Annotated in this window: 14 protein-coding genes; 1 reads left to right on the top strand and 13 read right to left on the bottom strand. The window is 50.5% G+C overall.

Translation table 11 applies throughout. The features are described 5' to 3' along the window. Positions 1-34: 34 nt before the first annotated feature. The 10 genes from phoU to ABEW73_RS03490 form a co-directional block, all read right to left on the bottom strand. On the bottom strand, positions 35-694 hold the full coding sequence (gene phoU, locus ABEW73_RS03445; RefSeq protein WP_430162112.1) for a phosphate signaling complex protein PhoU: 660 nt from the start codon (positions 692-694) through the stop codon (positions 35-37). A gap of 53 nt (positions 695-747) precedes the next feature. Beyond that, entirely contained in the window at positions 748-1,503 is a 756-nt protein-coding gene (pstB, locus tag ABEW73_RS03450) for a phosphate ABC transporter ATP-binding protein PstB (protein ID WP_213643632.1), read from the bottom strand. A 48-nt stretch (positions 1,504-1,551) separates the two neighbouring features. Further along, positions 1,552-2,427, bottom strand: coding sequence for a phosphate ABC transporter permease PstA (pstA, locus tag ABEW73_RS03455; RefSeq protein ID WP_076324317.1), 876 nt, complete (start codon positions 2,425-2,427; stop codon positions 1,552-1,554). Then, the gene (pstC, locus tag ABEW73_RS03460; protein ID WP_372238813.1) at positions 2,428-3,321 is read right to left on the bottom strand and encodes a phosphate ABC transporter permease subunit PstC; all 894 of its coding nucleotides are present in this window, start codon (positions 3,319-3,321) and stop codon (positions 2,428-2,430) included. A 98-nt stretch (positions 3,322-3,419) separates the two neighbouring features. Continuing rightward, positions 3,420-4,421: a PstS family phosphate ABC transporter substrate-binding protein gene (locus tag ABEW73_RS03465; protein WP_430162109.1), complete on the bottom strand. Its 1,002-nt coding sequence runs from the start codon at positions 4,419-4,421 to the stop codon at positions 3,420-3,422. Between the two features lie 128 nt (positions 4,422-4,549). Continuing rightward, the gene (locus ABEW73_RS03470; RefSeq protein ID WP_430162107.1) at positions 4,550-5,740 is read right to left on the bottom strand and encodes a methyl-accepting chemotaxis protein; all 1,191 of its coding nucleotides are present in this window, start codon (positions 5,738-5,740) and stop codon (positions 4,550-4,552) included. A 175-nt stretch (positions 5,741-5,915) separates the two neighbouring features. Beyond that, positions 5,916-6,647 carry a response regulator transcription factor gene (locus ABEW73_RS03475; RefSeq protein WP_076324321.1) on the bottom strand — a complete coding sequence of 244 codons (732 nt, stop codon included), beginning with the start codon at positions 6,645-6,647 and terminating at the stop codon, positions 5,916-5,918. Positions 6,648-6,717: 70 nt separating this feature from the next. Beyond that, positions 6,718-8,532: a two-component system histidine kinase PnpS gene (pnpS, locus tag ABEW73_RS03480; protein WP_076324322.1), complete on the bottom strand. Its 1,815-nt coding sequence runs from the start codon at positions 8,530-8,532 to the stop codon at positions 6,718-6,720. A gap of 25 nt (positions 8,533-8,557) precedes the next feature. Continuing rightward, on the bottom strand, positions 8,558-9,529 hold the full coding sequence (locus ABEW73_RS03485) for a bile acid:sodium symporter family protein (RefSeq protein ID WP_430162105.1): 972 nt from the start codon (positions 9,527-9,529) through the stop codon (positions 8,558-8,560). Between the two features lie 161 nt (positions 9,530-9,690). Continuing rightward, complete coding sequence (locus ABEW73_RS03490) at positions 9,691-11,244, bottom strand: fumarate hydratase (RefSeq protein WP_430162104.1); 1,554 nt, start codon at positions 11,242-11,244, stop codon at positions 9,691-9,693. 218 nt (positions 11,245-11,462) lie between these two features. On the opposite strand from ABEW73_RS03490, the gene ABEW73_RS03495 reads away from it, so the two are divergent. Then, on the top strand, positions 11,463-11,834 hold the full coding sequence (locus ABEW73_RS03495) for a hypothetical protein (RefSeq protein ID WP_430162102.1): 372 nt from the start codon (positions 11,463-11,465) through the stop codon (positions 11,832-11,834). 92 nt (positions 11,835-11,926) lie between these two features. On the opposite strand, the gene ABEW73_RS03500 is transcribed toward ABEW73_RS03495, so the two are convergent. From ABEW73_RS03500 to mdh, 3 genes are all read right to left on the bottom strand, one after another. Beyond that, complete coding sequence (locus ABEW73_RS03500) at positions 11,927-12,793, bottom strand: SDR family oxidoreductase (RefSeq protein ID WP_430162101.1); 867 nt, start codon at positions 12,791-12,793, stop codon at positions 11,927-11,929. Between the two features lie 262 nt (positions 12,794-13,055). Then, positions 13,056-13,481, bottom strand: coding sequence for a hypothetical protein (locus tag ABEW73_RS03505; RefSeq protein WP_076324327.1), 426 nt, complete (start codon positions 13,479-13,481; stop codon positions 13,056-13,058). Between the two features lie 152 nt (positions 13,482-13,633). Further along, complete coding sequence (gene mdh / locus ABEW73_RS03510; RefSeq protein ID WP_076324328.1) at positions 13,634-14,575, bottom strand: malate dehydrogenase; 942 nt, start codon at positions 14,573-14,575, stop codon at positions 13,634-13,636. Between the last annotated feature and the right edge of the window lie 13 nt (positions 14,576-14,588).

The raw sequence follows: 14,588 nt of genomic DNA on the forward strand, positions 1-14,588 counted from the left end.
CGCCAGCTTTCGCCAGCGTTAGACTGTCATGATGCTATTGATTGAGGTCGGGACGGTGACCCGTTACGAGGTACACGGTGCTCTCGCCAATGTTCGTGGCATGGTCGGCGATCCGTTCAATGTAACGGCCCACCATGATCAGCAGCATCGCTTGATTGGCCGAATCCGGATCGGAAGTCAGATGCGAATACAGATCCTGCAGAATGACGCTGTACAAATGATCGACCTGATCGTCATCCTGGGCCATTTTATAAGCCAAATCCGTGTTTTCCATCAGATAGGATTCGATGGATTCCGAGACCATCGCACGCACCAAATCCGACATCCGTGGAAGATCCACTAAGGGCTTGATCAGCTTCTGGCCTTGCAGACGGATCGTGACTTTAGCGACATCACGAGCCAAGTCGCCCATCCGCTCCAGATCGCTGGCAATTCGGAAAGCAACCAATATCCGGCGCAAATCCTTCGCCACAGGCTGCTGGGTTACGATCAAGCGGGAGCCGATCTCCATGATCTGCTCTTCCATTGTGTTTAACTGCACATCGTTCTTGATAACCGCCTGCGCTTTCTCCGCATTCAAGGTCTGGAGAGACTCTACACTGCTCGCCAGTGCCTCCTCCATATGCTTGCCCATATCCTGCAGCAAGGTTTTCAGCTCATTAAGCTGCTGATCAAACTCAATTCTCCGGATCATGTGTGATGCTCCTCCTATCTACTTTTAAGAAAGATCATATTAGTGATTATGGGTTAACCAAATCGGCCCGAGATGTAGTCCTCGGTACGTGCATCCGACGGCGTCGAGAACAGCGTATCGGTGCTTGCGGATTCAACCACTTCGCCATTCAGGAAAAATACCGTCTGCCCGGATACGCGGGCGGCCTGATGCATATTGTGCGTTACCATAACGATGGTGTATTTGCTCTTCAGCTCTTGTACCAGCTCTTCGATTTTCAGGGTCGAAATCGGGTCCAGCGCGGAAGTAGCTTCGTCCATAAGCAGGATATCCGGCTGTACGGCAAGTGCCCGGGCAATGCACAGACGCTGCTGTTGGCCCCCGGACAAGCTCAGCGCGGACCGCTTGAGATAATCCTTGACTTCATCCCACAGCACGGCCTGCTTCAAGCTCTGTTCCACAATTTGGTCAAGCTCTGCTTTATTGCGGATACCGTGGAGTCGCGGCCCGTAGGCGATGTTATCATAAATCGATTTAGGAAACGGATTCGGCTGCTGGAACACCATCCCTACCTGCTTGCGCAGGGCTTCAACGTGGACTTCCTCGCTGTAGATTTCCGTCCCGCCGATTTGCACGCTGCCTTCAATCCGGGTGGAAGGAATCATATCATTCATCCGATTCAGCGTACGCAGCAGCGTGGATTTACCGCAGCCCGACGGTCCAATGAACGCCGTCACCGTTTTCTCCGGAATGTCCAGATCCACGTTTTTAAGCGCATGGTACGTATCATAGTAAAGGTTTAATTTCTTAATCTGTATGATGGATTCCATATCTTATTCATGTCTCCTTTTTCACGATTAGATCTGCTTAAGGGTCTCTTAGATGTTCTTCGAATACTTGTTCCGGATCCACACGGCGATAATGTTCATGATGAACAGCATGATGAGCAACAGAATAATACCCGAAGCCGCCAGCTCGTGGAAAGCCTCACTTGGTCTTGATATCCAGTTAAAGATCTGGATCGGCATGACAGTAAACGAATCGAGCAGATTTTCCGGCAAGAAGGCCACGTACGTTAAGGCACCGATCATGATCAGCGGTGCGGTTTCGCCAATCGCACGAGACAAGGCCAGGATAACCCCGGTCATAATTCCTGGAATCGCTGAAGGCAGTACAGCGCTGGATACCGTTTGCCATTTTGTTGCGCCCAGCGCATAAGAAGCATCGCGCCGGTTCTTAGGCACGGCGCGAAGCGCCTCCTGAGCGGCAACGATAATAATTGGCAGTACCAGCAGCGTCATCGTTAATACCCCGGAGAGCAGACTGCGGCCCAGATTCATCCCACGTACGAAAATAGCGAGCCCCAGGATACCATATATAATAGAAGGAACCCCTGCAAGCGTACTGATATTCAGCTGAATCAGCCGAACCCAGCGGCTGCGGCCCGCATACTCTTCAAGAAAGATCGCTGCGCCAACGCCTAATATGAAGGACAGCGGAGCCATGAGCAGGAGCAAGTAAATCGTGCCGACAATCGGCGATTTCAGTCCTGCTTTATCCGCGATACGTGACGGATAGTTGGTGAACAGATCAGGCGATAGTCTGAAAATGCCATCCGTCACAATCGTAACAATCAAAGCCATCAAGGCAAGAATACCGATACTGGTACAAGCCAGGAATATAATGTGCAGCGTCTGGTCACTACGGCGTCTCCGGTTGATTCCTTTGCTATCTCCCAGATTCAATTGTTCCATCTAGTATTCCTCCCTGAAGCGGCGAGCGACCCACTGCGCCAATATATTAAGCAAGAAGGTGATGACAAACAAGGTCAGACCTACCGCAAAAATCGTGCCGTATTCAATCGTTCCGCGCGGAACATCACCCATACTTACCTGAACGATATAAGAAGTCATGGTCTGGATGCTTTCCAGCGGATTCAGCGTCAGCTGCGGCGTAGCACCAGCAGCCACCGTTACGATCATCGTCTCACCAATCGCACGCGAGAATGCCAATACGAAGGATGACACGACCCCCGACAGAGCGGCAGGCAGCACAATTTTCAGTGCAACCTCAAATCGGGTAGCACCGAGCGCGTAGGCACCGTGACGAAGACTCTTGGGTACCGCACGCATCGCGTCTTCACTTAAAGATGAAATCATCGGCAGGACCATGATCCCTACCACGATACCCGCGCTAAGCGCATTGAATATACCCATGTTGGGAAAAATCTTTTGAAGGAATGGCGTTACCGTTTCAAGTGCAAAATATCCATAAACAATCGTTGGTACACCAGCCAATACTTCAAGCACTGGCTTTACAACCCCCCGAACCCGGGCAGGAGCGTATTCATTGAGATAAATAGCGCATGCCAAGCCGATAGGCACTGCGAATAGAATCGCAATGCCTGTAATCAGCAATGTGCCGCCCAGCAGGGGCAGCACGCCGAATTCTTTTGGAGGGAGAATCGGACTCCATGTCGTTCCAGTCAGAAAGGACCATACCGGTACTTCCTTGAAGAAGATCACGGATTCCTGCAGAAGCGTATATACAATACCGATGGTAGTAAACACCGAAAGCAAGGCACACAAGCCGAGTAAGATTGGAATGATTTTGTCTGAGATGCGTGTTTTGCTTCGACGGAATGTCATGCTTTTTGTGTTTACCGCCACGGGTGAAGTTTTGTTCATTCTCCTCTTCCCTTTCTATGGGTCACCCGGAGGATTCCCTCCGGGCATCTAGTCTTTAATTATTTTGCCAACTTGTCTTTTTCTGCTTTGTACTGATCATCTTGAAGCGGTACGAATCCGACTTCGCCAGCAAGACTAGCGGCATTCTCAAGGTAGAAGTTCATGAATGCACTCACTTCTGGACGCTCAAGCTCTTTATCGTTAACATAGAGCAGCAGCGGACGGGACAATGGAGCGTAGCTGTTATCCTTGATCGTTTCCATGCTTGGAGCTACTGTAGCCGTACCGTTATCAATCGGAACCAGCTTCAACTTATCTTGGTTCTCTTCATAGAAGGAGAATCCGAAGTATCCGATGGAGTTCTTGTCACCAGCTACCCCTTGTACGACTGCGTTTGTATCAGCACTGAACGTAATTTGGCTATCGTTTCTGCTTGCTTGTGCTTCACCGTTAATTGCTTCTGTGAAGTAATCAAATGTACCGTGGTCAGTACCTGGCGAGTAAATCTTGATTTCCTCTGCCGGCCATCCTTCACGAACGTCAGCCCATGTTTTTACGGTGCTGTTTGGCTCGTAAATTTTCTTGAGCTCATCCACGGTCAATTTATCTACGAATTCATTGCTTGGATTAACAACGACGGACAGTCCGTCATAAGCTACCAGAACCTCATGATAGGTAATGCCATTGGCATTTGCTTCCTCAGCTTCACTGTCTTTAATTGGACGGGAAGCATTGGATACTGCGATCTCGCTGTTGTTAAAACGTTTGAAGCCAGCGCCTGTTCCGCCTGTTCCGATTGGAATACGGACATCAGGGTTAGCTGCACCAAACTCTTCAGCAACCGCTTCGGTTAATGGATGCAGTGTACTTGAACCATCAATTTCAATTGTTCCTGTCAAAGCTGTTGAGGTATTTTCCTCTGTTTGCTGTGCTGAACCATTCTCTTTGTTTTCTCCTGAAGCACCGCCGGAAGTTCCTCCTCCGCATGCTGCCAAAAGTGTGCTCAGCATTAACACCAATACGAGAATACCTGCTGGTTTACGACCCCTTCTTCTAAACAAACGAATCCACTCCTTCAAAATGGTTGTTGTCTCTACTTCCTGCTTACAATATTGATAATAATCCCGGAATGTAATAGCAGTTTCTTAGAAATGTAAACGCAGTGTAAAATATTTTAATAAAAGTAGAGTTACAGATTCGATCTTTCTTCCTTGATCGAAGATTCGCCGGTGTTCATTCCAGCAAGCTCATCCTTAACCCGCTCCACACGCCTAACGGTTTCCTCGGCCAGTTGATAAACCTGGCTCCCGGATTTCTCCACCTCTTGAACGGCGTTGTCCATTTCATTAAACATCTGGGCACCTTCCGTTACATACCCCTCGCAGGATTGAATTTCCTTCAGCGATGATACGGCCCCCTTGGCTGTATCTGCTGCCAGCCGCTGGATTTGCTCCAGCAGCTGCGATATATCCCCTGAGAGCTTGCGTGTTTGTTTAGCCAGCGATTGTACCTCTGCCGCAACCACTTGAAATCCCCGCCCATGCTCGCCGGCATGTGCGGCTTCAATCGAGGCATTCATTGCCAGCAGACTGCTTTGGTTCGCAAGCTCGGTAATCATGCCGGTTATGGAAAAAATGCGGCTGGCATCCGCCGCGAGCTCGGAGGCCTGGCCTTCACGCTTCGTCATATCCTCCACAAGGCCAAGGTACGAGGTTCGGACAAGATCCAGTTTCTCCTTCCCGGTTTGAGACCACTCCCTCATCCGTATACATTCCGAGTTCGTTCTCGCTGCTGCCGTTCGGACGTCGGTTAATGAGGATTGAATGTTCCGGGTATGCCGGTAGCTTTCCTGCAGGATCAGTTCCCGCTTCTCTTCCGCCTCCGCTTGGAGCCCGCTGGACAGACTCATCAGATCCCGGACGGTAAGCACACCTTGCAGTTGGTTTGAATCCGTGATCAGGACACAATCATAAAATTTTGAATCCGGGCGCTGTAGGGACAATTCCAGCAGCGTTCCGACCTTCTCGGATATATCGACACGCATCGGTTGATGGTCCGCAAACTGGAAGGCGGGCTTGGAATAATACAGGTCAACGGCAAACCTGCCCATCATTCGCTGGTAAAACACATCCCGCATGATCAGTCCTGCTGGTGTGTCTGCCTCATCGCAATAAATAACACACGGAATACGCGGGTCCTTCGCAAAAACATTCAACACATCAAGGCAGGATTCAGTCTTTCCTATAACAGGGACCCTTCTTATGTATTGCCGATATAATGCGCCTGCTTCAGGCTCGTTAGCTACTTGTCCATCAAGTTCCGGCTCTACCTCCATCTTCATTCTCTCTGTCTGATTTGGTTTGGTTTGAAGCAGTGTCATGCGCCTTCACCCCTTCTTCATCTGGTCCTTTAGACGCATCTTACCGAACAAGTATTATGGGAATATACTCGAATGATTAAGGGAGCGTAAACTACGGAAGGATAATCGCGGGGATATGAGACATTAGACACGTCAGGATCTGACCAAAGACCCAAAAAAAAGACTCCTCATCATTTCAAACGGAATGATGGGAGCCTTTTTTCGGATTTACTACAAGTTTATAACCAACCCCGCGAATGGAGTCAATGTGTACAGATTCAGGATCAAGCTCAAGCTTCTTGCGCAGGGAACTCACATGAACGTCCACGGTTCGCTGCCCGCCGATATAATCGAAGCCCCAGACCACGTTCATCAGATCATCCCTTGTTAACACAACGCCCGGTTTTTTGGCCAGGTAGAGCAGCACTTCAAATTCTTTCGGCCTAAGATTAATGCTCTGGCCGCCAAGACGAACCTCGTATTTCTCAGGATAGATTTCCAGTTGTCCAAGTGAGATGACATTTCCTTGATTATCTGTCGTCTTCACTTCATCGGCGTGACCGGAAACCCGTCGCATAACGGCCGATACGCGGGCCAGCAGCTCAGATACGCCAAATGGCTTGGTAATATAGTCATCCGCCCCCATCTTCAAACCTTGAACAACTTCTTCCTCGGCGTTCTTCGCGGTCAGAATGATGATCGGCGTGGTAATTCCGTTACTGCGAAGCTTCTCTAAAATCTGAAAGCCGTTCATGCCAGGCAGCATGACATCCAGCAGGATCAGATCATATTCATGATGCGACGCTTTCTCGTAACCTGCGGTACCGTGTTCCTCTACCTCGACTTGAAAACCTTCCTGCGTCAGATTGTAAGACAACAGCCGCGAAAGTGTCGGCTCATCTTCGATAACCAGCATGCGTTGCGTCAATGTTACCCCCGCCCTTATCTTGATAATTGGACTGCTTATGCAAGTATATCAACAGAATGTTAACGGAGTGTTAACTCCCTGTCTCCTGGGTTTCCTGCAATATCGGAAGCTCAATGATGAAGGAGCTGCCGATTCCGAGCTCGCTCTCCACCTTGATGGTTCCGTGATGAAGATCCACCAGATGCTTCACGATTGATAGTCCAAGCCCCGTTCCGCCTGATCCGCGCGAACGCGCTTTATCCACCCGATAGAATCGTTCAAATATACGGGGAAGATCTTTCTTCGGAATGCCAATCCCGGAATCCTTAACGATGAATTCCACAATATCCTCGGCGTTCCCATGACTATGCTTTTCAAGAGCCGTTAATTTTACTCGTCCGCCTTCTTGCGTGTAACTAATCGCGTTCGAGAGCAGATTCATAAATATCTGGCGGAGCTTGTCCTCGTCTCCCTCCATAAACAGCTCTTCCGGAATGTCGAGCTCCAGGCTGATCCGCTTCTTCTCTGCGACCGTGCGCATCATTTCGGATATCGTATCAAAGAACGCCGACAGATGAATCGGCGAATAATCCATCTGAATCCGCTTGGATTCGATCTTGGACAGCTCTAGAATGTCACCGATCAGCCGGTTCAGCCGCTCGGACTCGTCATAAATAATCTGGAGGAAGGAACGCGATGTCTTCTCATCGGTAACCCCGCCACCAAGCAGCGTTTCGGCAAACCCTTTAACCGCAGCGAGCGGAGTCTTCAGCTCGTGAGACACGTTGGCTACAAATTCGCTCCGCATGCGTTCCAGTCTGCGGATATCACTTACATCCTGCAGGAGGAACAGCATGCCTCTATATGACTCCTGCTCTTCCTCCTGCATCATCGCAACCCCATCCAGGCGGATGATCGATTCCACCGGATAATAAATGTTGCGCTCTTCATGGAAGCCTTCCTTGCTCTCCAAGCCTTGCTCCATCAGTTTGGTCAATTCATAATGCTGCTTGAGCTCACGGTACGATTTGCCTGTTATCACTTCGGCATTAATGCCGAGCATTCGCTCGGCAGCCCGGTTCACAAGAATAATCTGACCTGCTCCGTTCACCATGACGATACCGCCTGTCATATTGTTTAGAACGCTTTGCAGCAAATCCTCATTATCCCGTATCGTCCGCAGTTGGGTCTGCAGGCTGTCGGCCATTCCGTTAATCGCTTGCGCCAATTGACCGATCTCGTCCTTACGGTGAATCTTCACCCTCGCATCATATTCAAGGCTCGATATCCGTCTGGCAACGCGCGTGATTTTCTCTAGCGGTGACGTCAAGCCTTTAGCGACACGATAACTCACCAGGGCAGCAATCAGGAACAGCACCAGCAGGCCAATCCCCATGACGGCCCAGCCTTGCCTGACTCCCTGGTCCACTGCTTTCAGGCTAACCGACAATCTGACGAATCCGTCGAAATTCTCTCCGGCCTTGACCGGAAGAGCAACGTAGAGCATGTCCTGCTCAAGCGTATCGCTCCGGCGAATGGTACTCCCGCGGCCTTCTTTAACCGCCTGAAGCATCTCTTCGCGATAAGCGTGGTTATCCATAGTTAACGGATCACTTTCCGAATCCCCGATGACCTTGCCATCCTTCAATATAAACGTCACTCTCGACTCGGACAGCTCCTCAAGCTGCATGGATCTGTTGGTATAATACGTGATAGCATCCGCGCTGTCCGCATCCGGAAACTCCATCATCGTCTGCAGAAGCCGAATCTCCCGGACCATATTGTCCTCCAGCAGCTGAACATGGGACTGCTTGAATACCGTCACCATAGCCAGTCCTGCCGCGAGCATAGATAACCCAATTAAAGTAAGCATAATCAGAGTCAAACGATTGCGATACTGCCTCATGGTCTCTCCTCTTTCTGCCGCGTGATCATTTTGGATAACTTACCGCCCGTGTGCGTCTTCGGTGGAATAACGCATGAATGATGGTCGCCGCCGGCTGCTGGAACATAATGCCCAGCACCACCGGGATGGAAGCCTGGGGTGAGAAATACGTTGTAGCTAGCACCATCCCGAGTGATATATTACGCATTCCGGACGCGTATGTAAATGTAATTTGCATTTCCCGTGTCGGTCCCGGCATCGCATACGAGCCAAAATAACCAAGCAAATAACAGATCACAATCAACGTGAAAACAACTGGGATAACCACCAGCATCTCCTCCTTCATGCCTGCTGCATGGGGAGCGATGGCAGCTGCATTCAGCATAACCACGAGCATAAAAAACACCTTCGAGATCGGCTGGGCTACGGGAGCCGACCAGTCCTTAATCCGTCCTTTGGAGCCTTCATACAGCATCACCCCGATCACAGTGGGCAATACCACCATGGTCAGCAAATCGAGAATCAGCTCAGACGCATTCCAGGTAACCAAAGCATCCCCGATAAACATATCCATCAAGGCCGGTACGACTAGTGGACTGAGTATGGTATCCAGCACGACCACCGCTAAGATGAACGGAACGCTGCCGCCGGAGCTCCCGACCCACATCACCGAGGATATCCCCAGCGGAATGATCGCGAACAGCAGCAAGCCGATCGTATAATCCGAGTGCGCACCAAACACAGCCGAGCCCAGTCCATAAGCAAGCACCGGTGCGGCCGCATGGGCAAGAAACAGCGTCAACATAACGGCAAAGGGGCGTTTTAGAACCCCTTGCAGATGACGGATCCCACAGCCAAGCGCCATAACCAGTGTAATATAACCGAATAGATAAGGAATCCAGTGAACAAAGCCCAGCAAGACATCCGAGAGCAGCCAGCCTAGCACCAGCGAGCCGGGAATCAAGAGAAAGGTGTACTTTTCAAACCAAGATGCAAAGGCTAGTCCAAAACTTCTCACCTGTTTCCTCCCATGTCTGAATTGACGTATTTGACTTTCATCATAAACCGGAGTGTGCGAAAACCGCAACGAAAATTCGAAATAAGGGCCCACCTCCCCTGCTCAACAAAAAAACATCGACCGGCACAATGGCCAATCGATGCTTCTTCAGATGCTCTGGATTAGGAGAACACCGGCTCTTTAAACATGGCCAGCTTCTCTGCCGAATCCTTGCTCACATCGGCATGCAGGCTATTTCCGTGTGAATCCATCGTGACGATAGCGGCAAAGCCATCAACCTCCAAATGCCACATCGCTTCCGGAATGCCAAACTCCATGAAATCCACGCCGTTTACTTTTTTGATGCATCTTGCGTAATACTGAGCGGCCCCGCCGATTGCATTCAAATACACGCCGCCATGCTCCTGCAGGGCTTGCAGCGTCTTCGAACCCATGCCGCCTTTTCCGATGACCGCGCGAATGCCGAATTTTTTCAAAATATCGCCCTGGTACGGCTCCTCGCGAATGCTGGTTGTCGGGCCTGCAGCCTTGACATGCCATCCCTCTTCATCCTGCATCATAACCGGACCGCAGTGATAAATCACGGATCCGTTCAGATCGATAGGAGCATCGTGATCCATCAGATATTTATGAAGCGCATCCCGTCCGGTATGCATCTCGCCTCGGATAACCACCACGTCCCCAACGCGCAGAGAACGAATTTGCTCCTCGCTGATCGGGGTCTGCAGCACCACTTCGCGGCCCTTGGAATCACTTGGACCGGCGTCTTCGGCTTGGGACACAGCCGTTTCGGAATTTGCGTTCATCTGCACCTCGCTGCCCGCTTCATACAGCCAGTCCGTGATCTCCCCGGTTTCCGGCTCAATCAATACGCCCTGACGGCGGAATGCCCAGCAGTTATAAGCAACCGATACAAAAAAGCTTGCCGGCAAACGGTTCATCGCACCGATCTTGCAGCCGAGCAGCGTGACTTCTCCGCCAAAGCCCATTGTCCCGATCCCCAGCTTATTTGCATTTTCCAATATGTAATCTTCGAGCTTCGCCAAATCTTGATTCGGGTTCACATCTTCCACATGACGGAACAGCTGATGCTTCGCAAGCTCATAACCGATCGTCCGGTCGCCTCCGATGCCTACGCCGATAAATCCAGCACTGCAGCCCTGACCTTGTGCTTGATACACGGCATGCATGATGCATTTGCGGATCCCGTCCAGATCACGACCCGCTTTCCCCAATCCTTCAAGGTCTGCAGGAAGACTGTACTGGATATTTTTGTTCTCGCAGCCGCCCCCTTTCAGGATGAGACGGACGTCCACCTGATCCTGCTCCCATTGCTCGAAATGGATGACAGGCGTGCCAGGACCGAGATTATCACCGCTGTTAGCGCCAGTCAACGAATCCACCGAGTTAGGACGCAGCTTGCCATCCTTCGTGGCGCGAATCACTGCAGAGTAGATCGCCTTCTTCATCTCGATTTGGTTCGCACCCACCGGTGTATGTACGATGAATGTTGGCATGCCGGTATCCTGGCAGATCGGCGATACTTCCTGCTCGGCCATCTCAATATTTTGAGCGATTGTTGCCAGTGCCAGCCCCGCTCGCGTTGCGGCATCCTCAGACGCTCGCCCACGGTTGACTGCTCTTCGCACATCTCCAGGCAAATTCGTGGAGGTTTCTACAATCAGTCGATACATGCTCTCTTCAAATGACTTCATAACGTTAGTAAACTCCTCTCTCTCATAACCCAAACATGATGGTAAAAAAGAATCATTATAAACTGCCAATATTGTTATCATATCATATCATTTCGCACATGAAAGGGTTTACTTCAAAAAATGAAAGAGTAGAGAAAATGTGTTGATTTTCCCCGTCGCATCAACCATACCAATCTATGAATCTCACATATATTGGTTAAGGAAAGGAGGTGATAGTTATGACGAAAGCCTCAATCTCCCAAGTTGTCTTTCCAAGACTTGCCCTGTTTAGAAACGAGTTTTACAGAGGACGCCGATTTGTGGTACGTGGAAATGTAGGTATCCGCAATCTCGAGAGAACTTTCGGTGACATTGAAAGCTTGAGATTCTTCTCCACCAATCCCAATGCAACTCTGGTCCTGTTCTCGGAAACGAATTTCAGGGGCAGATTCAGAGTATTCCGCGGCAACACCAACATCGCCGATCTTGATGATATTATTCGTGGCGAAGAGCCGGAATCCATTATCAGCTCCAACCGTCGTTTGACGCTGGCTCAAATCCGGGCGATCCGCAATACCGGTACACTTCCAAACGGTTTTAGAACCATCTGATTCTCCGTAAGCTCCGTAATCTCTCCTAATTCACCTATGATAAAATAGCGGACATCCGGGCTGGAGCCCCGGATGTCCGCTCTATTTACACCTTAACCGTTAATCACTTCGCCGCCATTCACGTGAATGACTTGACCGCTCACGTAGGAGGAGTCCGTCGAGGCCAGATATACATAGGCAGGAGCTAGCTCTTCCGGTTGACCTGGACGTTTCATCGGCTGGGTCGCCCCAAACTCGGCTACCTGATCCGGCGGGAACGTCGAAGGAATCAGCGGCGTCCAGATCGGTCCCGGCGCAACGGCGTTCACCCGGATCCCTTGCCCGACTACGTTCATCGATAACGAGCGCGTAAAGGCAACGATGGCCCCCTTGGTTGATGCGTAATCCAGTAGCTGCGGACTTCCCCGGTAAGCCGTGATGGAGGTTGTATTAATAATCGAGCTTCCTTTCGACAGATGCGGCATTGCCGCCTGCGTCAGATAGAACATACCGAAAATATTCGTACGGAACGTCCGCTCCAATTGTTCTTTGGTAATATCCTCAATCTTCTTCTGCGGATGCTGTTCGGCTGCATTGTTAACGAGAATATCGAGCTTTCCGAGCTTCTCCACGGTTTCGCTAACCGCATCGCGGCAAAACGCATCGTCGCCGACGTCACCGGCGATCAGCAAGCATTTACGGCCTTCCTGCTCCACCTGACGCTTGGTCTCTTCCGCATCCTTATGCTCATTCAGGTACACAATAGATACGTCCGCGCCTTCCTTGGCATAGTGGACCGCTACCGCCCGGCCAATACCGCTGTCACCTCCGGTAATCAGCGCAACCTTTCCCTTCAACTTACCGGCTGCTTTGTAAGCACTGCTCTCAAACTCCGGCTTCGGACTCATCTCCGATTCCGTTCCGGGTCTGTGATCCTGATGCTGGGGCGGCAAGGTTTGTTTCTGTTGATCTTGTGGCATATGAACATTTCTCCTTTCGGGTCAGTATCTCAAACTACCACTCATAGGATGCGTACGACACGCCTCTTTATACTCATAAAAAGCCCTTCGCTATTGTTTTTACCCAGATTGAACGGGATCAAACGTAAGTAAAGCCCTTCTCTCCCAATAAATTCCCCCCACAAAGTGGGGCATTGCTCCGAAGTCCATTCAGATCCTTTGCGGGGGACGCCAAAAAAGCCGCCCGATAAACGGACGGCTTCTCTTTCGTATGTAGCTGTTCTTAGATGATATGGTTGAATACCATGAAGAAGATCATAACCAGGAGCAGCAAGGAGAGGAGTGCGCTAAGCGTACCCAACTTGCTTGTTTCTTCCTTCACTTCACGCTTCTCGCGGATTCCTGCAAGCGCATTCTTCAATGGCTTGCTCATGATACCTCCAATAGCAAACATCGCCAGCAGCAATACTGTTACAATGATCATCCAAGGAACCGAATACTCGCCTTGGGACATCATGTATCCGCCAGTCAACAACTGAATAACCAAGCCGTACTGAGCAAACCGGTTCGCTACACGAATCGTATTAACGGCTCCTTCTTGTGCGCCGAGGGACAGCTTCTGAATACCGCCAACAACAAACGGCAGAATCAAGTAAAATCCTAGCGCCGCCGTACCGACCATATGCAGAAAAAATGTTACGTTCCACATAAACAATTCCTCCAAAGTCGTTAGTGTGATTTTTGTTACATCAAGTTCATCGTCTCTTATTATACTGGAGAGATCCTCCAAAGAAAAGCAATCCCGCCCCGAATCACGGGACGGGATTGCATTATTAGACGATTTTGTGAATCCTGATTCAATTACAGGGTCACGACCGCGGTTACATTACGTACGGATTCCGCAGACTTATCGAGAGCAGCTTTCTCTTCGGCCGTCAGCTCAAGCTCGAAAATTCGCTCGATGCCGTCTCCGCCGAGAATTGCCGGTACGCCCATGAACAGATTGTCATAGCCATACTCGCCCTCCAGCAGAGCAATAATCGGAATGATCCGTTTCTTGTCCTTCAGAATCGCTTCCGTCATTTGTACCAGGGACGCAGCCGGCGCATAGTATGCACTACCGTTACCCAGCAGGTTCACAATTTCGCCGCCGCCAACCCGGGTACGCTGCACAATGGCTTCAATGCGCTCAGCCGGAATCAGCGTGTCGATCGGAATGCCGCCAACACTGGAGTAGCGAACGAGCGGAACCATGTCATCACCATGGCCGCCAAGTACGAATCCGCGGACATCCTCAACCGATACGTTCAGCTCTTGCGCGATGAAAGTGCAATAGCGAGCCGTATCCAGTACGCCAGATTGGCCGATTACGCGGTTCTTGGGAAATCCGAGCGTGTTATATGCCACGTAAGTCATGGCATCGACCGGGTTGCTCAAGATGATCACCGTGGCGTTCGGTGCGTGACTCTTCACGTTCTCACATACGGATTTCACGATCCCTGCATTGGTATTAACGAGGTCATCGCGGCTCATGCCCGGCTTGCGGGCTACACCTGCTGTAATGATTACGATATCGGAATTAGCTGCATCCTCATAGTTGGATGTACCAACTATGTTGCTGTCAAATCCTTGAACGGGACTTGCTTCGAGCATATCCAGCGCTTTACCTTTCGTTGGGTTCTCGAGCTGCGGGATATCCAGCAGCACCACGTCACCCAATTCTTTTTGAGCAAGCATCAGGGCGGTAGTCGCACCTGTAAAGCCAGCACCTACTACCGTAATCTTTTTACGAGTAATTGCCACGATGAATCTCCTC

This window comes from Paenibacillus lautus (assembly GCF_050482385.1).
Taxonomy (GTDB): domain Bacteria; phylum Bacillota; class Bacilli; order Paenibacillales; family Paenibacillaceae; genus Paenibacillus_AQ; species Paenibacillus_AQ lautus_B.